Source organism: Streptomyces sp. NPDC005706 (assembly GCF_040631045.1).
Taxonomy (GTDB): Bacteria; Actinomycetota; Actinomycetes; order Streptomycetales; family Streptomycetaceae; genus Streptomyces.
Genome location: NZ_JBEXYS010000004.1, coordinates 408,384 through 430,155, shown reverse-complemented (window position 1 = coordinate 430,155; position 21,772 = coordinate 408,384). Strand labels below are relative to the sequence as shown.

At 72.9% G+C, this 21,772-nt stretch carries 20 protein-coding genes; 12 read left to right on the top strand and 8 right to left on the bottom strand.

All coding sequences use genetic code 11. The annotated features are described in order from the left end of the window. Nucleotides 1-98: 98 nt before the first annotated feature. Nucleotides 99-1,289: an acyl-CoA dehydrogenase family protein gene (locus ABZ478_RS11030; protein ID WP_359547418.1), complete on the top strand. Its 1,191-nt coding sequence runs from the start codon at nt 99-101 to the stop codon at nt 1,287-1,289. A 37-nt stretch (nt 1,290-1,326) separates the two neighbouring features. Here the strand turns inward: ABZ478_RS11030 and ABZ478_RS11025 are convergent, their stop codons facing one another. Continuing rightward, on the bottom strand, nt 1,327-1,764 hold the full coding sequence (locus tag ABZ478_RS11025) for a cell division protein SepF (RefSeq protein ID WP_199209989.1): 438 nt from the start codon (nt 1,762-1,764) through the stop codon (nt 1,327-1,329). Between the two features lie 311 nt (nt 1,765-2,075). Between ABZ478_RS11025 and ABZ478_RS11020 the strand changes: the two genes are divergently transcribed. From ABZ478_RS11020 to ABZ478_RS11000, 5 genes are all read left to right on the top strand, one after another. Continuing rightward, the gene (locus ABZ478_RS11020; RefSeq protein WP_359547416.1) at nt 2,076-3,245 is read left to right on the top strand and encodes a DUF5685 family protein; all 1,170 of its coding nucleotides are present in this window, start codon (nt 2,076-2,078) and stop codon (nt 3,243-3,245) included. Between the two features lie 432 nt (nt 3,246-3,677). Beyond that, a complete protein-coding gene (locus tag ABZ478_RS11015; RefSeq protein WP_359547414.1) occupies nt 3,678-4,580 on the top strand; it encodes a S1 family peptidase in 903 nt (300 codons plus the stop codon). Between the two features lie 383 nt (nt 4,581-4,963). Continuing rightward, entirely contained in the window at nt 4,964-6,046 is a 1,083-nt protein-coding gene (locus ABZ478_RS11010) for a S1 family peptidase (protein WP_359547412.1), read from the top strand. A 218-nt stretch (nt 6,047-6,264) separates the two neighbouring features. Next, complete coding sequence (gene dnaE, locus ABZ478_RS11005; protein WP_359547409.1) at nt 6,265-9,765, top strand: DNA polymerase III subunit alpha; 3,501 nt, start codon at nt 6,265-6,267, stop codon at nt 9,763-9,765. After that, a complete protein-coding gene (locus ABZ478_RS11000) occupies nt 9,762-10,736 on the top strand; it encodes a hypothetical protein (RefSeq protein WP_359547407.1) in 975 nt (324 codons plus the stop codon). The genes dnaE and ABZ478_RS11000 overlap by 4 nt, the downstream gene beginning before the upstream one ends. A 15-nt stretch (nt 10,737-10,751) precedes the next feature. Here ABZ478_RS11000 and ABZ478_RS10995 read toward each other — a convergent pair whose 3' ends face one another. Then, on the bottom strand, nt 10,752-11,126 hold the full coding sequence (locus ABZ478_RS10995) for a cupin domain-containing protein (RefSeq protein WP_358934908.1): 375 nt from the start codon (nt 11,124-11,126) through the stop codon (nt 10,752-10,754). An 84-nt stretch (nt 11,127-11,210) separates the two neighbouring features. Between ABZ478_RS10995 and ABZ478_RS10990 the strand changes: the two genes are divergently transcribed. Together ABZ478_RS10990 and ABZ478_RS10985 are read left to right on the top strand one after the other, a co-directional pair. Continuing rightward, the gene (locus ABZ478_RS10990) at nt 11,211-11,657 is read left to right on the top strand and encodes a MarR family winged helix-turn-helix transcriptional regulator (RefSeq protein ID WP_359547404.1); all 447 of its coding nucleotides are present in this window, start codon (nt 11,211-11,213) and stop codon (nt 11,655-11,657) included. A gap of 174 nt (nt 11,658-11,831) precedes the next feature. Then, nucleotides 11,832-12,692, top strand: a complete 861-nt coding sequence (locus ABZ478_RS10985; RefSeq protein ID WP_359547403.1) for an alpha/beta fold hydrolase — start codon at nt 11,832-11,834, stop codon at nt 12,690-12,692. Nucleotides 12,693-12,751: 59 nt separating this feature from the next. Here ABZ478_RS10985 and ABZ478_RS10980 read toward each other — a convergent pair whose 3' ends face one another. Then, the gene (locus ABZ478_RS10980; RefSeq protein WP_359547400.1) at nt 12,752-13,747 is read right to left on the bottom strand and encodes a lytic polysaccharide monooxygenase; all 996 of its coding nucleotides are present in this window, start codon (nt 13,745-13,747) and stop codon (nt 12,752-12,754) included. Nucleotides 13,748-14,021: 274 nt separating this feature from the next. On the opposite strand from ABZ478_RS10980, the gene proP reads away from it, so the two are divergent. Then, entirely contained in the window at nt 14,022-15,518 is a 1,497-nt protein-coding gene (gene proP, locus ABZ478_RS10975; protein WP_359547397.1) for a glycine betaine/L-proline transporter ProP, read from the top strand. A 38-nt stretch (nt 15,519-15,556) separates the two neighbouring features. Here proP and ABZ478_RS10970 read toward each other — a convergent pair whose 3' ends face one another. Then, entirely contained in the window at nt 15,557-15,691 is a 135-nt protein-coding gene (locus ABZ478_RS10970) for a hypothetical protein (protein WP_359547395.1), read from the bottom strand. A gap of 113 nt (nt 15,692-15,804) precedes the next feature. Here ABZ478_RS10970 and ABZ478_RS10965 point away from each other — a divergent pair, with 113 nt between their 5' ends. After that, complete coding sequence (locus ABZ478_RS10965) at nt 15,805-16,425, top strand: class I SAM-dependent methyltransferase (RefSeq protein ID WP_359547392.1); 621 nt, start codon at nt 15,805-15,807, stop codon at nt 16,423-16,425. 39 nt (nt 16,426-16,464) lie between these two features. On the opposite strand, the gene ABZ478_RS10960 is transcribed toward ABZ478_RS10965, so the two are convergent. Together ABZ478_RS10960 and ABZ478_RS10955 are read right to left on the bottom strand one after the other, a co-directional pair. Beyond that, the gene (locus ABZ478_RS10960; RefSeq protein ID WP_359547390.1) at nt 16,465-16,965 is read right to left on the bottom strand and encodes a DUF402 domain-containing protein; all 501 of its coding nucleotides are present in this window, start codon (nt 16,963-16,965) and stop codon (nt 16,465-16,467) included. Continuing rightward, nucleotides 16,946-17,875, bottom strand: a complete 930-nt coding sequence (locus ABZ478_RS10955; RefSeq protein WP_359547388.1) for a GNAT family N-acetyltransferase — start codon at nt 17,873-17,875, stop codon at nt 16,946-16,948. The genes ABZ478_RS10960 and ABZ478_RS10955 overlap by 20 nt, the downstream gene beginning before the upstream one ends. A gap of 72 nt (nt 17,876-17,947) precedes the next feature. On the opposite strand from ABZ478_RS10955, the gene ABZ478_RS10950 reads away from it, so the two are divergent. Then, nucleotides 17,948-18,316 carry a GntR family transcriptional regulator gene (locus tag ABZ478_RS10950; protein ID WP_199209980.1) on the top strand — a complete coding sequence of 123 codons (369 nt, stop codon included), beginning with the start codon at nt 17,948-17,950 and terminating at the stop codon, nt 18,314-18,316. 13 nt (nt 18,317-18,329) lie between these two features. Here the strand turns inward: ABZ478_RS10950 and ABZ478_RS10945 are convergent, their stop codons facing one another. Further along, a complete protein-coding gene (locus ABZ478_RS10945; RefSeq protein WP_359547386.1) occupies nt 18,330-19,100 on the bottom strand; it encodes a DUF72 domain-containing protein in 771 nt (256 codons plus the stop codon). Nucleotides 19,101-19,148: 48 nt separating this feature from the next. Next, the gene (locus ABZ478_RS10940; protein WP_359547384.1) at nt 19,149-20,243 is read right to left on the bottom strand and encodes a DUF5925 domain-containing protein; all 1,095 of its coding nucleotides are present in this window, start codon (nt 20,241-20,243) and stop codon (nt 19,149-19,151) included. Between the two features lie 109 nt (nt 20,244-20,352). On the opposite strand from ABZ478_RS10940, the gene ABZ478_RS10935 reads away from it, so the two are divergent. Then, nucleotides 20,353-21,771, top strand: coding sequence for a xylan 1,4-beta-xylosidase (locus ABZ478_RS10935; RefSeq protein ID WP_359547382.1), 1,419 nt, complete (start codon nt 20,353-20,355; stop codon nt 21,769-21,771). Nucleotide 21,772: the final 1 nt, after the last annotated feature.

The window sequence follows — 21,772 nt, the reverse complement described above, 5'->3', positions numbered from 1 at the left end:
GCTCTGGACGCGCGGGACACCGCACCGTAACGTCGGCCGGAGAGACGTAACTAGCGCTGCTAGTTTTTGATGAGTTCCAGTGTTCCGGAGGGTGTCCCATGTCCGCGTCCGCGAAGCTGCCCCCGTTCGATGCCGCAGACCCGCTCGGTATCGACGACCTGCTCGACCCGGAGGACCTGGCGATCCGGGACACCGTCCGGGGCTGGGCGGCCGACCGGGTGCTGCCGTACGTCGCCGACTGGTACGAGAAGGGCGAGCTGCCCGGCATCCGGGAGCTCGCCCGGGAACTGGGCGGCATCGGCGCGCTCGGCATGTCCCTGACCGGCTACGGCTGCGCCGGCGCCACGGCCGTGCAGTACGGACTCGCCTGCCTGGAGCTGGAGGCGGCCGACTCGGGAATCCGTTCCCTGGTCTCCGTGCAGGGCTCGCTCGCGATGTACGCGATCCACCGGTTCGGCAGCGAGGAGCAGAAGCGTCATTGGCTGCCGCGGATGGCCGCCGGCGAGGTGATCGGCTGCTTCGGGCTCACCGAGCCCGACCACGGTTCCGACCCCGCGTCGATGCGCACCCACGCCAAGCGCGACGGCGACGACTGGGTGCTCAACGGGCGCAAGATGTGGATCACCAACGGTTCGGTGGCCGGGGTGGCCGTCGTCTGGGCGCAGACCGAGGAGGGCATCCGCGGCTTCGTCGTGCCGACCGACCGCCCCGGCTTCTCGGCGCCCGAGATCAAGCACAAGTGGTCCCTGCGCGCCTCCGTCACCAGCGAGCTGGTCCTGGACGACGTACGGCTGCCCGCCGGCGCGGTGCTGCCGGAGGTCACCGGCCTGCGCGGGCCGCTCGGCTGCCTCTCGCACGCCCGGTACGGCATCGTCTGGGGCGCCATGGGCGCGGCGCGCAGCAGTTTCGAGGCGGCCGTGGAGTACGCGAAGACCCGGGAGCAGTTCGGGCGGCCCATCGGCGGCTTCCAGCTCACCCAGGCGAAACTCGCCGACATGGCGGTGGAACTGCACAAGGGGATCCTGCTCGCCCACCATCTGGGGCGGCGGATGGACGCCGGCCGCCTGCGTCCCGAGCAGATCAGCTTCGGCAAGCTCAACAACGTCCGCGAGGCCATCGAGATCTGCCGTACGGCGCGGACGATCCTCGGTGCCAACGGGATCTCCCTCGAATACCCCGTCATGCGGCACGCGACCAACCTCGAGTCGGTGCTCACCTACGAGGGCACCGTCGAGATGCACCAGCTCGTGCTGGGCAAGGCGCTCACCGGGCTCGACGCCTTCCGGTGAGCTCCCGGAGGAGGCAGGGCCGGTGAACGGCCCTGCCTCAGCTCTGGTTGAAGAAGCCGTCCTCGCGGCGTGCCGCCGGCTCACCGCTGACGATCTCGGTGTTCGAGGGCGTCAGCAGGAACACCCGGTTCGCGACCCGCTCGATCGTGCCCCGCAGGCCGAAGGTCAGCCCGGCCGCGAAGTCCACCACGCGCTTGGCGTCGGAGGGCTCCATCGCCGTCAGGTTCATGATGACCGGGACGCCGTCCCGGAACAGTTCGCCGATGGCGCGGGCGTCCCGGAAGCTGTCCGGGGTGACCGTGCCGATCCGGCGGCCCTTCTCCTCGGCCGTGTCCGTTGCCACCTTCACCCGGGGGTCCGTGACCCAGGCGTCCGCGGACTCGGTGCCCTCGGAGTAGTCGTCGTCGTAGTAACGCTCGTCATCGTTGTCGTCGACGAGGCCGAGCCACGCACTCGCCTTGCGTACCGATCCCATGGACGCCTCCTCTCACAGCTGTCTTCTTGCTTCCGGCATCCCTATGGTCATCCATGATGCGGACGGTGCGCCAAGTGGATAGACGCCGCGCGGGGGGTTTGTGACGGTACTGGTGCACAGCGGCTACGTCGAGAGCCCATGTACCCCAAGGGTCCCGACTCATACGGCTGCTGACTGTGAGTGAAATATGATTGTCGTTGGCGGATGGGTGATGCACGGAGCGTTCGGGTGAACGGCATACCTGATATGAGCCGACAGTCGGCCGATACGATGCCCCGGCTCGAGGTCGCGGCACATCACGGGGGATCGACGTGTTCGGAATCGTACGGCCGTGCAGTCACCGGCTGGGGGAGGGTCTGAGGGCCCAGTGGATGGCACACCTGTGCGGGCTGTGTCTCGCCCTGCGCCGTGATCACGGGCAGTTCGCCCGCGTCGTGACCAACTACGACGGCCTGCTGATATCCGTCCTGACGGAGGCTCAGGCCGGCCCCGTGGAGGGGTCCCGGCGCACCGCCGGGCCGTGCGCGCTGCGCGGCATGCGGACGGCGTCCGTCGCCCAGGGCGAGGGCGCCCGGCTCGCCGCGGCCGTCTCGCTGGTCCTCGCCTCCGCCAAAGTGCGCGACCACGTCGCCGACCGGGACGGGCTGCTGGCCCGCAGGCCGGTCGCGCTCGCGGCGCGCCGGGTCGCGGCGAGCTGGGGGAAGGCCGGGGCGCACAGCGGCGCCGCCGTCGGGTTCGACACCGGCGTCCTCGTCGACGCCGTCGACCGGCAGACCGGCATCGAGGCCCTGGCGGGGTACGGCACCCCGCTGCTGACGGTCACCGAGCCGACCGAGACGGCGACCGCGGCCGCCTTCGCGCACACCGCCGTGCTGGCCGGGCGGCCGGGTAACGCCGGGCCGCTCGCCGAGGCCGGCCGCCTCTTCGGCCGGCTCGCGCACCTGCTGGACGCCGTGGAGGACCGGGAGGCGGACGCGCGCTCGGGCGCCTGGAACCCGCTCACCGCCACCGGCACCTCTCTCACCGAGGCACGCCGGCTCGCCGACGACGCCCTGCACGGCATCCGGCTGGCGCTGCGCGAGGCGGAGCTCACCGACCGCGGGCTGGTCCACCTGCTGCTCGCGCACGAGCTGAGCCGCTCGGTGGACCGGGCGTTCGGCGGCCACTCGTGCGGACACGCGCCCGAGGCCTCCTTCGGGCCGCCCCCGGGGCACCAGGCACCCCCGGCGCCGGGCAACCCGTACGGCAACCCCTTCGGGGGCGAGCCGCCGCGCCCGGACAAGCGGGGCTTCTGGGCCGGGTGCGCGGCCGCCCTGGGGGTGTGCTGCACCTGCAAGGTGTGCTGCGCCGACGAGTACGAGGGCCCCTGGTCCCGGAAGAAGCGCGAGGGCTGGTGCGGCGACTGCGCCTGCGACTGCTCGTGCTGCGAGGCCTGCCAGTGCTGCGAATGCTGTGAGTGCTGTTCGTGCTGCGACTGCTAGGGGACCATCCGGAGGGGTGAATTCCGGCCATGCCCGGAACGGGGTGGCGGTGAGGATGCCACCGTCGCCCGGTCCGGCGGCCCGGCCGTGCACGGGTGGTGCCGGCGGACGGGGGCGCGACCTCGTCCCCGCCGGTGAACCCGCCTTCACCCTGGCCGGAATCGGCCCGGTACCGCCCGCCGCCGGCCCGTGCGCGGTGTGTACCGGCCACGCTCTTCCTGAGCCGGTGTCAAGGGGGCGGCCCGCATAGGTGGTTCAAAGCTTGACGGCCGAAAGGCACCCTTGTGCCGACCGGCCGTTCGGCCGAATACTCCCCCTCAGCGCTTGTCAGGAACATGAGCGTTGTTCGGTACCCCGAACGAGTCCCTGACTGCGCCTCACCGGGCCCCGACCCCACGCGGGCCCTCGACTTCCCCTGGGAGGGAATGCAACGTGAGGATCAAGCGCACCACTCCCCGCAGCGGTATCGCAAGACGGACCCGGCTGACCGCCGTGGCGACCGGCTTCCTGGCCGCGGCAGCGTTCGCCGCCCCCACCGCGAACGCCAGCGACGCCCACACGTTCAGCGCAAACCAGCTCACCAGGGCGAGCGACTCCGTCCTCCAGGCCGACATCCCCGGCACGGCCTGGGCGGTGGACGCCAAGAACAACCGCGTCGTCGTCACCGTCGACAGCACGGTGTCCCAGGCCGAGATCGCCAAGATCAAGCAGCAGGCCGGCAACAACTCGGGCGCACTCGTCGTCAAGCACACGCCCGGCAAGTTCAACAAGCTGATCTCCGGCGGCGACGCGATCTACGCGAGCAGCTGGCGATGCTCGCTGGGCTTCAACGTCCAGGACTCCAGCGGCAACTACTACTTCCTGACCGCCGGTCACTGCACCGACGGCGCGGGCACCTGGTGGTCGAACTCCTCGCACTCGACCACGCTCGGCTCCACGGCCGGCTCCAGCTTCCCCGGCAACGACTACGGCATCGTGCGCTACACCAACAGCTCGGTGACCAAGTCGGGTGCCGTCGGCAGCCAGGACATCACCAGCGCCGCGACGCCCTCGGTCGGCACGACCGTCTACCGCCGCGGATCCACGACCGGCACCCACAGCGGCCGCGTCACCGCGCTGAACGCGACGGTCAACTACGGCGGTGGCGACATCGTCTACGGCCTGATCCAGACCACCGTCTGCGCCGAACCCGGCGACTCCGGCGGCCCGCTGTACGGCGGCACCAAGGCCTACGGCCTGACCTCGGGCGGCAGCGGTGACTGCACATCCGGCGGTACGACCTTCTTCCAGCCGGTCACCGAGGCGCTGAGCGCCTACGGAGTCCACGTCTACTAGGACGGGACCGCCTTCCGGGTCCCCGCGGCCGGACGCGGCCGTGACGGCGTCGTGACGGCATCGGCCCCCGCACGCTTCGCGTGTGCGGGGGCTTCCGTCTGCCCGCCCCCGGCGGCCCGATGCGGAGGATCGAATTCCGGCCAGCGGCGACGGTCACTGTCCGCAGAGCCGTTGCTCGCACCGGGTGTTTGCAGTGCGAATTCCCTGGGGCGACCGTGAACTCCCAAGCGGGGGTGGGGCGCACGCGTCTTCCGCGCGCGCGTCCTGAAGTCGACCTTGTGTGCCCCCTGTGCGGTTCGGAAGAGTGGGCGCCCGTCAACCAGCCTTCCGGCCCGTGCGGTCCCCACAATCCGCGGAGCCGATCCCCCACAGGAGGACATGAGTTGAAGCACCGACGCATACCCGGGCGGCGGATCGCCGTGGCCGGCGCGGGAATCGCCGCACTGGTCGCCGCGGGAGTCACCTTCCAGAGTGCGAACGCCAGCGAGCCCGCCAAGTCCGCCCCCCAGGCGCGGATCCTGTCCGTCCCGGCGGCCGGAAAGCTCGCCTCCACGCTCGTCCGGGACCTCGGTTCCGGAGCGGCCGGCAGCTACTACGACGCCCGGGCGAAGAGCCTCGTCGTCAACGTGCTCGACGCCACGGCCGCCAGGACCGTCGAGGCGGCCGGCGCCAAGGCCAGAGTCGTCGCCAACTCGCTCGCCGAACTCGACGGCGCGCGTGCGACGCTGAAGCAGGACGCGACCATCCCGGGTACCTCCTGGGCGACCGACCCGGTCACCAACAAGGTCGTCGTCACCGCCGACAGAACGGTGTCCGGGGCCGAGTGGACCAGACTGGGCAAGGTCGTCGACGGGCTGGGCGGCAAGGCCGAGCTGAACCGGTCCGAGGGGCGGTACAAGCCCTTCATCGCCGGCGGCGACGCCATCAGCGGCTCGGGCGGGCGCTGCTCGCTCGGCTTCAACGTGGTCAAGGGCGGACAGCCGTACTTCCTGACCGCGGGCCACTGCACCGAGGCCATCTCGAGCTGGTCCGACTCCTCGGGCGGCGTCATCGGCCAGAACGAGCAGTCCAGCTTCCCGGGCAACGACTTCGGCCTGGTCAAGTACACGGCCCAGGTCGACCACCCGAGCGAGGTCGACCTCTACAACGGCTCCGCCCAGCAGATCACCGGCGCGGCCGAGGCCACCGTCGGCATGAAGGTCACCCGCAGCGGTTCGACCACCCAGGTGCACGACGGCACGGTCACCGGCCTGAACGCCACGGTCAACTACTCCGAGGGCACGGTCGGCGGTCTGATCCAGACCGACGTGTGCGCCGAGCCCGGGGACAGCGGCGGCTCGCTGTTCTCCGGCGACAAGGCCGTCGGTCTGACCTCCGGCGGCAGCGGCGACTGCGCCTCCGGCGGGGAGACCTTCTTCCAGCCGGTCACCGAGGCGCTGTCCGCCACGGGCTCGCGGATCGGCTGACCCGCACGACGCCCGCTGCCGAAGTCCCGTCCCCGCGCGCGAGGGGGCGGGACTTCGTGCTGTCGGCCCCCGGGCGCCCGTTCGGCGAGGTGTTTGCGCAGGTGGGAGGGGGTCATCGCGATGTCGCACACTTGTTCGAGAATGGGGGTATGGTGGATGGCGGAGTAGGGAACTGATGTTCGAGAGCCGTTCGGGGCTCACGAGTGCGGGAGGTGCGTGTGCCGGGCTTCGCGCATCTGCACACCGTCTCCGGGTTCTCCCTGAGGTACGGCGCCTCCCACCCGGAGCGGCTGGCCGCGCGCGCCGGGGAACGGGGCATGGAGGCCCTCGCCCTGACCGACCGCGACACCCTCGCCGGGGCGGTCCGGTTCGCCAAGGCGTGCGCCGCGGAGGGGGTCCGCCCGCTGTTCGGCGTGAACCTGGGGGTGGCCGGGCCGGAGACCGCCCGCCGGGAGAAGCACCGCACCCCGGTGCGGGGCGGCGCCTTCATCGACGAGTCGGCCCCCCGGGCGACCTACCTCGCCCGGGACGGCGCCCGCGGCTGGGCCGACCTGTGCGGGATCGTCACCGCCGCGCACGAGGGCGGGGGCACGCCGCTGCTGCCCTGGTCCGGCAACCACGGCGACGGACTGACCGTGCTGCTCGGGCCGGGTTCGGACGTGGGCCGCGCGCTCGCCGCCGGGCGTCCCGACCAGGCCGCGAGGCTGCTCGCCTCCTGGCGCGAGGTCTACGGTGACGCGCTGCGGCTGGAGGCCGTCTGGCACGGCCGCGCGGGCACCGGCCCCGGCTCCCTGCGGCTGGCCGCCCGTACCGTCGGCTTCGCCGCCGAGCAGCGGGTCCGGCCGGTGCTCAGCAACGCCGTCCGCTACGCCGACCCCGGTCAGGGGCCGGTCGCCGACGTCCTGGACGCCGCCCGCCGACTGGTGCCGATCGACCCCCGCAAGGAGCTGGACCCGGGCGAGGCCTGGCTGAAGGACGCGCAGGCCATGCTGGCGGTCGCCGAGCGGGTCGTGGAGGCGGCCGGCTACCGGCGCGACACCGCGCACCGGCTGCTGGAGCAGACCGGGGCCACGGCCGCCGAGTGCCTGGTCGACCCCGAGGACGACCTCGGCATCGGCACCGTCCACTTCCCCGAGGCGCACCTCGTCGGCGCCGGCCGCCGCACCGCCCAGCGGGCGCTCGCCTCGCGGGCGGTGGCCGGGATGGTGCGGCTCGGTCACGCCGGCCGGCGCGCGTACTGGGAGCGGATGCACCGCGAGCTGGACATCATCGCCCACCACGGGTTCGCCTCCTACTTCCTCACGGTCGCCCAAGTGGTCGACGACGTCCGGGGGATGGGCATCCGGGTGGCCGCCCGGGGCTCCGGCGCCGGCTCCCTCGTCAACCACCTCATCGGCATCGCGCACGCCGACCCGGTCGAGCACGGGCTGCTGATGGAGCGCTTCCTGTCCAAGGAGCGGGTGGTGCTGCCGGACATCGACATCGACGTGGAGTCCGCGCGCCGGCTGGAGGTCTACCGGGCGATCATCGGCCGGTTCGGCACCGAGCGGGTCGCGACCGTCTCCATGCCCGAGACCTACCGGGTGCGGCACGCCATCCGGGATGTGGGGGCCGCGCTGTCCATGGACCCGGCCGAGATCGACCGGGTGGCCAAGTCCTTCCCGCACATCCGGGCCCGGGACGCCCGCGCGGCGCTGGAGGAACTGCCCGAGCTGAAGGAGCTGGCGGGGGAGAAGGAGAAGTACGGCAGGCTCTGGGAGCTGGTCGAGGGGCTCGACGCGCTGCCGCGCGGAGTCGCCATGCACCCGTGCGGGGTGCTCCTGTCCGACGCCTCCCTGCTCGCCCGTACGCCGGTGGTGCCGACCAGCGGCGAGGGGCTGCCGATGTCGCAGTTCGACAAGGAGGACGTGGAGGACCTCGGACTGCTCAAGCTGGACGTGCTGGGTGTGCGGATGCAGTCGGCGATGGCGCACGCGGTCGCGGAGGTGGAGCGGGCCGCGGGGGAGCGGATCGACCTGGACGCGGTGGCGCCGGGCGACCCGGCGACGTACGGGCTCATCCGGTCCACCGAGACGCTGGGCTGCTTCCAGATCGAGTCGCCGGGCCAGCGGGACCTGGTGGGCCGTCTGCAGCCGAGCACCTTCCACGACCTGGTGGTCGACATCTCCCTCTTCCGGCCGGGACCGGTCGCCGCCGACATGGTGCGGCCGTTCATCGAGGCGCGGCACGGGCGGGCGCCCGTGCGCTACCCGCACCCGGACCTGGAGGAGGCGCTGAAGGACACGTACGGGGTCGTCGTCTTCCACGAGCAGGTCATCGACATCGTCTCCGTCCTGACCGGCTGCGGGCGCGGCGAGGCGGACCGGGTCCGGCGCGGGCTGTCCGACCCGGAGTCGCAGGGGCGGATCAAGGTGTGGTTCGCGCGGGCCGCGGCGGCGAACGGATACGACGCGGAGACGGTCCGGCGGACCTGGGAGATCGTCGAGGCCTTCGGCTCCTACGGCTTCTGCAAGGCCCACGCCGTCGCCTTCGCCGTACCGACCTACCAGTCGGCATGGCTGAAGGCGCACCACCCGGCCGCCTTCTACGCCGGGCTGCTCACGCACGACCCCGGGATGTACCCCAAGCGGTTGCTGCTGGCGGACGCGCGGCGGCGCGGGGTGCCGGTCCTGCCGCTGGACGTGAACGTGTCCGGGGTCGCACACAGGATCGAACTGGTGTCTGAATCGGGGGTGTGGGGGCTCCGGCTCGCCCTCAGCGACGTGCACGGCATCAGCGAGGCCGAGGCGGAGCGGATCGCGGCCGGACAGCCGTACGCCTCCCTGCTGGACTTCTGGGAGCGGGCCCGCCCGAGCCGCCCGCTCGCCCAGCGGCTGGCCCAGGTGGGCGCGCTGGACGCGTTCGGCGCCAACCGCCGTGACCTGCAACTTCACCTGACCGAACTGCACCGGGGCGCCCGGGGTGGCGGCGGGGGTCAGCTCCCGCTCGCGGGGGGCCGGAAGACCGCCTCGGCCGGCCTGCCCGACCTGACCCCGCAGGAGCGGCTCAGCGCCGAACTCGGCGTGCTGTCCATGGACGCCTCGCGCAATCTGATGGACGACCACCGGGAGTTCCTCGAGGAGCTGGGCGTGGTGTCCGCGCGCCGGCTGCGCGATGCCCGGCACGGGGAGACGGTGCTGGTCGCGGGCGCCAAGGCGGCCACCCAGACCCCACCGATCCGGTCCGGTAAGCGGGTCATCTTCTCCACGCTGGACGACGGCACGGGCCTGGTCGACCTCGCCTTCTTCGACGACTCCCACGACACCTGCGCGCACACCGTCTTCCACTCCTGGCTGCTGCTGGTGCGCGGCGTGGTGCAGCGGCGCGGCCCGCGCAGCCTCAGCGTGGTGGGTTCGGCGGCCTGGAACCTCGCCGAACTGCTGGAGGTGCGCCGCGAGGAGGGTCTCGACGGGGTCGCCGCCCTCCTCGCCGGCCCGCCCGGCGGCGCCGCGGACGGCTCCGCGCCGCAGGACGGCGACGGCCCGTCCCGCGCCCGGATCGCCGGTTCGGACGGGCTGCCCCGGCCGGCCGGTTCGGCGGCCCGTGACCCGATGGAGGGCCGGACGATCCGCATGTCCACGGGGTACGAGATGCACCCCTGGGCCGATCTGCGCCCCGCGGGCGAAGGGCCCGCGGTGGGAAGGAAGTTGTGGCACCAGAGTCCGGGGAGTGCGGGATGACCATCCTCTGCGTACGTTTCCAGCCGCCGCCGACGCACGAGGCGGCCCTGCCCGGCCTGCTCGGGCTGCTGGAGGAGTTCACCCCGGTCGTGGAGGCGCTGCCGCCGGACGGGGCGCTGGCCGATCTCCGGGGTGCCGAACGGTACTTCGGGCGCGACGCGGTGGAACTGGCCTCGGTGATCCGGGTCCGCGCCCTCGCGCTGCACGGCGTCGACTGCGCGATCGGCGCCGGACCGGGCCCGATGCTGGCCCGCATGGCGCTGCGCGACGCCCGCCCCGGGGTGACCCGCGCCGTCTCCGGGGAACCGGACGCCGTCGCGGAGTTCCTCGCCGGCCGGCCCGTGGCCGCGCTGCCCGGCGTGGGCCCGGCGACCGCCCGCACCCTGTGCGAGTACGGCCTGGACACGCTCGGCCGGGTGGCCGGCGCACCCCTGTCCACGCTCCAGCGGCTGATCGGCGCGAAGGCGGGCCGCGAGCTGCTCGAGAAGGCGAACGGCATCGACCGCGGCCGGGTCGTGCCGAACGCGGTCTCGCGCTCCCTGGCCGCCGAACGCCCCTTCGACATGGACGAGCTGGACACCGACCGGCATCGCAGGGCGCTGCTGTCGGCGGCCGGGGAGATCGGCGCCCGGCTGCGCGCGGTGGAGAAGGTCTGCCGCACGCTGACCCTCACCGTGCGCTACGCCGACCGCACCTCGACCACCCGCAGCCGCACCCTGGCGGAACCCACCGCGCACTCCGCGGCCCTGACGGGGGCGGCCTACGGCATGTACGAGGCGCTCGGCCTGCAGCGCGCCCGGGTCCGCGCGCTCGCCCTGCGCGCCGAGGGCCTGACCTCCGCCGACCAGGCCGCCCACCAGCTCACCTTCGACCCCGTGGACGAGAAGGTCCGCCGCATCGAGGAGGTCGCGGACCGCGCCCGGGCGAAGTTCGGGCCCAGGGCGGTGATGCCGGGGACGCTGGCCGCCTGAGCCCCGCCCACCGGCTCAGTTGGCCCACGGCGGAGTGATGACCGTGCCGTCGGCCAGCCGGGCCGTGAGGCCCACCGAGGTGGTGACCCAGGAGAGCGCGGTGTGGTCGGTGGGGTTCTCCACGGTCAGGGTCGTCCCGGCGCCGACGATCACCGTGTCGCCGGCGCGGACGCGCTCGGTCTCGCCGTCGAGGGTGATCAGCAGTTCGCCGACGAGCAGATGGAAGATCTCCTCCCGGTCGACGGTGTGGGCCGGCGCCTTCGTCCCGGCGGGGATCTCGCCCCGCCACGCGCACAGCTCCTTGCTCCCGGTGAGCGGGGTGGCGTACGAGACGAAGCGGGCGCCGTGGATCTCGTGGGTCACGGCCTCGGCCGAGCGGACTACGGGCATGGTGGTCTCCGATCAAGTGGTCAAGTTGCTTGACTATATGGTCAAGCTGCTTGACCAGTTCGTCAAGGGTGTTTCAATGCCTGCGTGCAGAACTCCGAAGCCATGGCCCTGTCCGCCGCCCTGCTCGCCGTCGCGGGCGACCTCGTCCAGCGCATCCATGACGGGGTCGGGGCCCGCGGCTTCACGGACATCCGGCCCGCCCACGGCTTCGCCTTCGCGCGGCTCGCGCCGGACGGCGCCACCGTGACCGACCTCGCCACGCATCTCGGGGTGACCAAGCAGGCCGCCAGCCAGCTCGTGGAGGAGATCGTGCGCAAGGGGTACGCCGAGCGGCGCCCGCACCCCGCGGACGCGCGGGCCCGGCTCGTCGTGCTCACCGGGCGGGGCTGGGAGTGCACACGGGCCGCGGAGGCGGCGGCCGCCGAGGTGGTGGGGGTGTGGGTCGAGCTGCTGGGCGAGGGGGAGATCGCGGCGCTGCGGCAGCGTCTGCTGCGGATCGCGCCCAACGGCCCGATACGGCCCGCCTGGTGACGGTCCGTCGACGCGGGGGCGGGGCCGTGGTTATCACTGGAAGTTTTTACTGACGCGTAACTTCACACGTCCACTACTCGCCCGTAACTTGACGAGTGAACAGCATCCTCGTGATCCGGATCACAGGGACAGGTCGTCCGCCGCACCTCCCTTGAGCCGCAAGGAGATCACACGATGCTGCCCTGGAAGCGAGTGCTCAGACCCCTCACCGCGCTGCTCCTCACCGCCGCCGTCGCCGTCGTCCCCGCCGCCGCCGCGCACGCCGACACCGCCCCCAGCTCGGGCTGGAACGACTACTCCTGCAAGCCCTCCGCCGCCCATCCCCGCCCGGTCGTCCTGGTCCACGGCACCCTGGGCAACTCCGTCGACAACTGGCTCTCCCTCGCCCCGTACCTGAAGCACCGCGGGTACTGCGTCTTCTCCCTCGACTACGGTCAACTGCCCGGCGTCCCCCTCTTCCACGGCCTCGGCCCCATCGACAAGTCGGCCGAGCAGCTCGCCGCCTACGTCGACAAGGTGCTCACCGCCACCGGCGCCCCCAAGGCCGACCTCGTCGGCCACTCCCAGGGCGGCATGATGCCCCGCTACTACCTGAGGTTCCTCGGCGGCGCCGCCAAGGTGAACGCCCTCGTCGGCCTCGCCCCCGACAACCACGGCACCGACCTGAGCGGACTGACCAACCTGCTGCCCTACTTCCCGGGCGCAGCGGACCTGATCAAGTCCACCACTCCCGGTCTCGCCGACCAGATCGCCGGCTCCGCCTTCCTCACCAAGCTCAACGCGGGCGGCGACACCGTCCCCGGAGTGCGCTACACCGTCATCGCCACCAAGTACGACGAGGTGGCCACCCCCTGGCGCAACCAGTACCTGAGCGGCCCGGACGTCCGCAACGTCCTGCTCCAGGACCTGTGCCCGCTCGACCTGTCCGAGCACGTGGCGATCGCCCTGTTCGACCGGATCGCCTTCCACGAGGTGGCCAACGCCCTCGACCCGGCCCACGCCACGGCCACCACCTGCGCGTCGGTCTTCAGCTGACCCGCCGCCGGGGCCCGTCCGGCCTGAGCCGCCGGACGGGCCCCGGAGTCCTGTCGGGCTCAGCGGCCCGGCCGGCCGCCCGCCGCACGCCGCCGGACCGAGAGGAACAGCGCCGCCGAGCCGAGCGCCAGTGCCGCCGCCCCGCCGATCGCGACGTACGAGGTCCCGCTGGAGGCGCCCGTCTCGGCCAGGTTCCGTGCGGTACCGGCGGCCTCCGGCCGGTTGGCCCCGGCCGCCGCCGCGGTGGGCCGCGCGGACGTGCTCGCGTCGTCGTCCCCGTGCCCGTGGTGCTCGATCGTCGACCTGCGGGAGCCCGCCTCGATCTGCTCGTCGGAGGGCGCGGAGGCGCTCGGCGCCGGGGTGGAGCCGTTGCCGGCGGTGCCGTCCCCGGAAGTGCCGCCGCCGGTCGTGCTGCCGGCGTCACCGCTGCCGCCGAAGTCCACGTCGGAGCAGGAGTAGAAGGCTTCCGGGCTGTCCGAGCGCTGCCAGACCGCGTACAGCAACTGCCTGCCGGTGCGCTCGGGAAGGGTGCCCGCGAAGGTGTAGAAGCCGCCCGAGGGAACCGGGTCGGTGGCCGTCGCGACCGGGTGCTCCAGGTCCAGGTCCGACCAGGCGAGCGGCTTCGCCGGGTCGTAACCGGACCTGGTCGCGTACACCTTGAAGGTCCCCTTGTGCGGGGCGGTCACCCGGTACTTGAAGGTGTACGCCCCGCTGCGCACGCTCGTCGCCGGCCAGTCGGAGCGGGCCAGGTCGAGCCCCTTGAACTCCTCGTTCCCGGCGCTGCACAGTTTGCCGTCGGGGATCAGCTCCCGGTGGCGCCCGGCGGCGTCGCCGATCCGGATGCCGTTCCAGTCGTAGAGCGCCTGGGTGCCGCCCGTCGCCACGGCCGCCCCGCACGCCGCCGACCTCGGGCTCTCCGGGCCCTCGGCGTAGCACTGCGCGACCCGGCTGACCGGGCCGCTCATCGAGCCGTGCGCGGACGCGGGCACCGCGGCGAGCGCGGTCATGCCGAGAGCGGCGACGGTGACGGCGGCGGCCTTGCGGCGTGCGGGCATGGGGAAGCTCCTTGGAACGGTCCTCTGGGGCGGGTCGGATCCCGTGGGGTGTTCCGAAGCTAGCCCCGGGAAGCCGTGGAATCGCCTGCCGGGAGCGGTTCCGGGAGATCGTTATGGTGGCGTTAAGGGAGCGCTGAGGCTGGGCTCAGGCAGCCGCGGAGCGCCGCGACGGCCGTGACGCGGGGCGACCGGGCGAATGCGGGGCGAAGCGGGTCGTTTGAGCGCATGAGATCGGTGCAGGCGGAGGTGGTACGACGGCGAAAGGAACATGTTCATGGTGGCGACCGGCCCCGACGAGTCCGTGGACCACGCTGCGGTCAGGCGTCACCGGACGCTGTTCCGCGCGATCGAGCGGAGACGCCACCCGAAGCTCCGTCGCAGCGACATCACGGTGACCGACGAGGCGGCGGTCAAGCGCGCCACCAAGGCCGCCGCACTCGGCAACGCGATGGAGTGGTACGACTTCGGCATCTACAGCTATCTCGCCTCGACCATCGGCGAGGTCTTCTTCCCCTCGGCGAGCGGTACCGCCCAGCTGCTCAGCTCGTTCGCGACCTTCGCGGTCGCCTTCCTCGTGCGCCCGATCGGCGGCATGGTCTTCGGGCCGCTCGGCGACAAGCTCGGCCGCAAGCGCATCCTCGCCGCGACCATGATCATGATGGCGGTGGGGACCTTCGCCATCGGTCTCATCCCCTCGCACGACGCCATCGGTCTCTGGGCCCCGGCCCTGCTGATCCTGTTCCGGCTGGTGCAGGGGTTCTCGACCGGCGGCGAGTACGGAGGCGCGTCGACCTTCATCGCCGAGTACGCGCCCGACAAGCGGCGCGGCTACTTCGGCAGCTTCCTGGAGTTCGGCACGCTCGCCGGGTACGTCGGGGCCTCCGGCCTCGTCGTCGTCCTCAGCGGCCTTCTCAGCGACGACCAGATGCTGCACTGGGGCTGGCGCATCCCCTTCCTGGCCGCGGCCCCGCTCGGCCTCATCGGCCTGTACCTGCGGCTCAGGCTCGACGAGACGCCGGCCTTCCAGAAACTGGAGGGCGGCCAGGTCCAGGCGAGCGAGGCCGCCGACGCGGTGGAGACCTCGGCCGCCGGAGACCTCGGCAGGATCTTCACCCGCCACTGGCGGCCGCTGCTGCTGTGCCTCGCGCTCGTCGCGGCGTACAACATCACCGACTACATGCTGCTGTCGTACATGCCGACGTACCTGTCCGACGAACTGGGCTACGGAACCAACCACGGGCTGCTGATCCTGCTGGTGGTGATGGTGCTGCAGATGTGCGTCATCAACCAGGTCGGACGGCTCTCGGACCGCTTCGGACGCAAGCCGCTGCTGATGACGGGCATGCTCGGATTCCTCATCCTGTCCGTGCCGTCCTTCCTGCTCATCCGGCAGGGTGGCGTGGTCCTCATCACCCTGGGCCTGGTCCTGATGGGCCTCTCCCTGGTGGCGATGCTCGGCACGATGTCGGCGGCGCTCCCGGCGATCTTCCCCACCCACGTCCGCTACGGCTCCCTCGCGGTCGCCTACAACCTTTCGACATCGCTCTTCGGCGGCACGACTCCGCTGGTGATCACCGCGCTGATCAGCGCCTTCGGCACCAACCTCATGCCGGCCTACTACGCCACGGCCGCCGCCCTCGTGGGCGTCGTCGCCGTCCTGTGCATGAAGGAGACGGCCAACGAACCGCTGGCCGGCTCTCCGCCCTCCGTCGAGACGGAGGAGGAGGCTGCCGAACTCGTCCAGGTCCAGTTCTCCGAACCCAGGTTCTGAGACCGCGACCGTCCGCCGGCCGGGCGGACGGGGGCCGTCTACCCGTCGGGCCACCAGGTGCGTGCGATGTCCTTGCGCACCTCGGGACGGCCCGCCGGGCGCTGTTCCGCCTCTTCGCGGAGCCTGCGGCTGTCCGTCCTCTTCAGCGGCTTCTGCACGGTCACACGGCCCATGGCTGCCTCCTCACAGTGCCTACCGGGTTCCGCGTTGCCACGGAGATAGACGCTTTTGGGGAGACTTGCTCATCGATGCCGGATTGTCAGTGGCGGATGTCACTCTGCGGTACATGACGAACGAGAGTGGCCGACGGGCCGCGACGGGCACCGAGGTGGACTGGGACGCGCAGGCCGCCGCCTTCGACGACGAGCCGGACCACGGTCTGCGGGCCCCCGAGGTGCGGGCCGCCTGGGCGGACCGGCTGCGCGGCTGGCTGCCCGGACGCCCCGCCGACGTCCTCGACCTCGGCTGCGGCACCGGCAGCCTGTCGCTCCTCGCCGCCGAGCAGGGACACCGGGTGACCGGGGTGGACAGCTCCCCGGCCATGGTCGGACTCGCCCGCGCCAAGCTCACCGGGCGCGACGCCGCGGTCCTCCAGGGGGACGCGGCAGCACCGCCGGTGGGCGAGCGGAGCCACGACGTGGTCCTGGTCCGGCATGTGCTGTGGGCGCTGCCCGACCCCGCGCGGGTCCTGCGCCACTGGCGCACCCTGCTGCGGCCCGGAGGCCGGTTCGTGCTGGTCGAGGGCGTCTGGGGGGCGGTCAGCCCGGTGGGCATACCCGCCGCCCGGCTCGTGTCCCTGCTGGAGCCGGTCGCCCTCCGCACGCGGGTGGAGCGGCTGTCCGGCGACCCGCTGCTGTGGGGCAGGGCCGTGGACGACGAGCGGTACGCGGTGCTGGCGACCGTGTAGCGGCGGGCGGGGTCCGGCCCTGCGGGGCCCCTCGGGGTCTCAGGCCAGCAGGTCGTCGAAGCCGCCCTCGCGGGCCAGCTTCTCCAGCTCGTCCAGCGCGGCCACGGCGGCGGACGCGGCCCCCGGGTCCCGCTCCGCCAGCCCGCTCTCGGCGAACTCGTCCTCGTCCAGCCGCCGTACGTCCCGGCCGTCGGCGGAACGCCACAGGTCCAGGTCGAGGTCCTCGACGACCAGCTCGGTGCCGGACCGGGTGGCCGGCCGGGTGATGTCGCAGTACCAGCCCTTCAGGGTGCCGTCCCCGGCCCGGACCTCCTTCACCGAGTACCACCGGTCCAGCCAGTAGTGCTCGGTGAACACGTCACCCGGTTCGAAGCGCACGAACCCGAAGTCGCGCACGCCCTCGCCCGCCCACGAGGCCCGCACCGAGACGCGGACGCCGTCCTCCTGCAGCAGCTCCGCCGGGTAACGGATCTTCACACGGCCGCCCTTGACCAGGACGACCTCCACCCCGCCGGCCGGGTCAGCCGGCCGCGCGGACATAGCGCACCTCCGTCGCGCAGATCTCGTAGCCGAGCCACTTGTTGATCGCGATCATCGGGTCGTTGCCGGCGTCGTTGCCCGTGAAGGCCTCGGTGATGCCGGCGGCGCGGGCCCGGTGCAGCGAGTGGGTCTTGGCGAGCTTGGCCAGACCGCGGCCGCGGTGGGCGCGCAGGGTGCCGGTCATCGAGGTGGTGTACCGGGTGCCGCCGTCGGTGTAGGCCACGGTGAAGGCGACCGGCCGGCCGTCGACGACCGCGGCGGTGGTCAGCTCGCGGTTCAGCAGCGGATGCCGCCAGTTCTGCTCGAGCCAGGCGTCGTAGTCCGTGAACTCGACGGGCACCATGCCCGGTTCGTCGGTCACCGTCGCCGCGTCCAGCTCGAACAGCGGGCGCGGGTCGTCCGCGAAGTCCGCGGCCGTGCGCAGCTCGACGCCCGGCGGGGGCTCCTGGAGCGCCGGAAGGGTGCCGTTCGCCAGGTCCAGGCGGAGGAAGTGGGCCGGGCGTCCCATGGTGTAGCCGTTCCGCTCGGCGAAGGCGCGGTTGGCGGGCTCGTCGAGGACCCAGGTGTACAGCTTGGTCGCGCCGACGGCGTCGAGGTGCTCCTCGGCCGCGCGAGCCAGCAGCCGGCCTGCTCCCCGGCCGGTCCGGTCCGGGCGGACGTAGACGCTGAAGACACCCTGGCCCGGCTCCGGGCTGTCGTGCGCCAGGGACACCCCGGCGACGCCGATCACCTCGCCGTCCTCGACGGCGACCAGCGAGCGGAAGTGGGCGTCGGGATGGCTGTGGGTGACGAGGTGGCGGACCGATTCCGGGGTGAACAGGATGTACGGCAGGGCGAGATGGCGGACCCGGGCGTAGCCCTCGGTGTCGGCCGGGACGTCGGGGCGCAGATCGCGCACGATCACTGTCATGGGGAGGCACCGTACGGGCCGGGGCGCCGGGGGTGCCTCCCATTTTCCGCCGGGTGCGGGACAATCGGCCCTGTGAGCCTGAAGATCCACATCGATGACAGCGCGCCGCCGTACGAGCAGGTACGGGCGCAGATCTCCGAGCAGGCACGGTCCGGGGCCCTGCCGGTGGGCTACCGGCTGCCGACCGTGCGGGGGCTGGCCGAGTCGCTGGGGCTGGCGGTGAACACGGTGGCCAAGGCGTACCGGGCGCTGGAGGGCGACGGGGTGATCGAGACACGGGGCCGCAACGGCACGGTCGTCGCGGCCGCGGGCCCGGCCGCCGTGCGCGAGGCCGCGTCGGCCGCCCAGGCCTACGCGGAGCGGGCGCACCGGCTCGGGCTGGGGGAGGAGGACGCCCTGGCCGCCGTACGCGACGCCCTGCGGGCGGCCTACGGGGACTAGGGCGTGCCCCGGGTCAGCGTGCCCGGGCCGGTTCCGGTGTCCGGGTGACGGCCAGCCCCGCCCGGTGCGCCGCCCCCGCGAACGCCACCGCGTCCTGGACCGCCGCGCCCCCGGGATCGTTGTTGAAGTACGCGTACACGTCCTCCCCCTCGGACCAGGTCGTCGCGATCCGGTCCACCCAGGTCTCCAGGGACCGCCTGCCGTAGCGCGGCCACGGCCGCGCGCGGCCCTGGTGGAAGCGGACGTACCCCCAGCCGGTGGTGCGCCACAGCGGGGTGACCGGGCGGGCCAGGACGTCCGCCCAGCACAGGGCGGCGCCCCGGGACGACAGCACCTCGCGCACCTCGGCCGTCCACCAGGAGTCGTGCCGCGGCTCGACGGCGACCCGCGTGCCCGGCGGGAAGCAGGCCAGGCAGGCGTCCAGCAGGGACGGGTCCGCGCGGAGGGTCGGCGGGAGCTGGAGGAGGACCGGGCCCAGCCGGTCGCCCAGTCCCGCCGCGTGGGTCATCAGCCGGTGCACCGGCTCCTCGGGCTCCTTCAGGCGCTTGATGTGGGTCAGATAGCGGCTGGCCTTCACCGCGACCACGAAGTCCGGCGGCACCCGCACCCGCCAGGCGGCGAAGTTGTCGTACGAGGGCAGCCGGTAGAAGGCGTTGTTGATCTCCACGGTGAGGAACCGGCGCGCGTACTCCTCCAGCCACAGCCGCGCCGGGACCCCCGCCGGGTAGACGACCTCCCGCCAGTCCTTGTACTGCCATCCCGAGGTGCCGACGAACACGGTCATACGGCCATGAAAACACCCGGAGCCGCCGCCTTCAGGTCCACCGGGCGGCTACAGGTACAGCCCCGCGTCCGCCCCCTCCCGCGCCCCCGGCACCGACGTCGGCGCCGTGCCCCGGCGCAGCGCGTACAGCTCGGCCAGGGTGGCGCCCTCCCGGCCGACCCCCTCCTCGGTGCCGAGCCAGCCGACCGCCTCGGCGCGGGTCAGCGGGCCCACCTCGATGCGGGCCAGACAGCGGCCGGGCCGCACGACGGCCGGGTGCAGCCGCTCCAGGTCCTCGTTGGTGGTGACGCCGACCAGGACGTTGCGGCCCTGGCCGAGCAGGCCGTCGGTGAGGTTGAGCAGCCGGGACAGGGCCTGGCCCGCGGTGTGCCGGGCCTCGCCGCGGATCAGCTCGTCGCAGTCCTCCAGCAGGAGCAGCCGCCAGCGGCCCTTGCCCGCCGCGTCCTCCTCGCCGATCGCGATGTCCATCAGATAGCCGACGTCGGAGAAGAGCCGCTCCGGGTCGAGCACGCAGTCCACCTGGCACCAGTCGCGCCAGGAACGGGCGAGCGTGCGCAGCGCGGAGGTCTTGCCGGTGCCGGGCGGCCCGTGCAGCAGGAGCAGACGGCCGGCGATGTCCTCGGGGGTCGTCTTCATCAGACGGTCCATCGCGTCCGCGACGGGCGCGGTGTAGTTGGGCCGGACCTCGTCCCAGGTGCCCGCCGAGATCTGCCGGGTGGTGCGGTGCGGGCCGCGGCGCGGGGAGACGTACCAGAAGCCCATGGTCACGTTCTCCGGCTGGGGCTCCGGCTCGTCGGCCGCGCCGTCCGTCGCCCGGTCCAGGACCGTCTTCGCCAGCTCGGCGCTGGTCGCGGTCACCGTGACGTCCGCGCCCCGGTTCCAGCGGGAGACCAGCAGTGTCCAGCCGTCGCCCTCGGCGAGGGTCGCGCTGCGGTCGTCGTCGCGGGCGGCCCGCAGCACCCGGGCGCCCTCCGGCAGCAGGGTCGCGCCGGAGCGCACGCGGTCGATGTTCACCGCGTGGGAGTACGGCTGCTCGCCCGTCGCGAAGCGGCCGAGGAACAGCGCGTCGACGACGTCGGACGGCGAGTCGGAGTCGTCGACGTGGAGCCGGATCGGCAGAGCGTCGTGTGGGTTCGCAGACATGCGGCCATGATCCGGCACCGATGCCCCCGGCGCACGGCATTTCCACCCCTTGTCCGGGTGTTCCCCGCACCTGCCGCGATCCCGGATCCGGCCGTTACTGTGGTCCTTGATGGGGCGTCATGAGTGGTCTGCGGGGATTCGGCGGCGGTGGCGGCTCACCGCCCTGATCGGTGTGTCGGCGGCCGTGCTGGCCCTGGTGGTGACCCTGCTCGGCACGCCGCCCGGAGGCGGCGCGGGCACCGCGGGCACCTCGCGCGGCGGGGACGGGGCGCACGTCACGCCCGCCGCGCCCCGCGGGCGCCCGGAGCCCGCTGTGGGGTGGGGCTTCACCCACACCCGGTACAGCGCCGACCAGGGCAGTGCCACCGCCACCGGGCGGGTCGCCGGACGGCTGGCGAAGGACCGCGGGCTGCCCCAGGTCCAGGCACTGATGGGCTGGGGCGCCGACAACCCCGAGCCGGTGAAGGGGCATTACGACTTCGGCGCGATGGACCGCCGGGTCGGCTTCATCCGCGAGTCCGGCGGCACCCCCGTCATCACGCTGTGCTGCGCGCCGGACTGGATGAAGGGCGGCAGGCCCGGCGGCACCGACTGGAGCCGGGCCGCCCTGGAGACCGCGCCCACCCCGGACCACTACCAGGACTTCGCCGACCTCGCCGCGACCGTCGCCCGGCGCTATCCGGGCGTACGGCACTTCATCGTCTGGAACGAGTTCAAGGGCTTCTGGAACGACGCCGAGCACCGCTGGGACTACGAGGGCTACACGAGGATGTACAACCTCGTCCACCGGGCCCTGAAGAAGGTCGACGAGGACATCATGGTCGGCGGCCCCTACCTCGTCATGGACAGTCTCGAACCGCGGGCGGAGAACGCCTCGGCCGGTTTCCGGGGCCCCTGGGGCGCCATGGACCAGCGGGTCCTCGACGCCTTCCGCTACTGGAACACCCATCGGGCCGGCGCCGACTTCGTGGTCGTGGACGGCTCCAGCTACACCAACGACGGCGAACCGCTGCCCGACGAGTTCGCGGCCACCGACAAGCTCACCGCGGTGAGCGAGTGGGTGCGCCGGCAGACCCACGGCCTGCCCCTGTGGTGGGCCGAGTACTACGTCGAGCCCGCCGGCGCCGACGGCGGGCGCACCGGCTGGTCCGAGGACCACCGCCGCGCCGTCCACGCCACCGGGATGATCGCCATGGCCAGGGGCGGCGCGGACTCCGGCTTCTACTGGAACCCCGAGGACGAGAAGGGCACCGGCTGCCCCGGCTGCCTGTGGACACCGACCGGCGGCGCCGGCGGCGGGCGGGAACTGCCCATGTACAACCTGGTGTCCAGGTTCCACCGCGCGTTCCCGCCGGGCACCCGGTTCGAGACCGTGTCCGTCGCCCCGGACGACGTCCCGAACGTGCGGGTGCTGGCGAGCGCCGGAACCGTCCTGGTGGTGAACACCCAGAACCGGCCGATCAGCGCGCGGGTCGACGGCAGACGGTTCGGCATGCGCCCCTACGAGGTGAGGTGGCTGACCCGCTGAA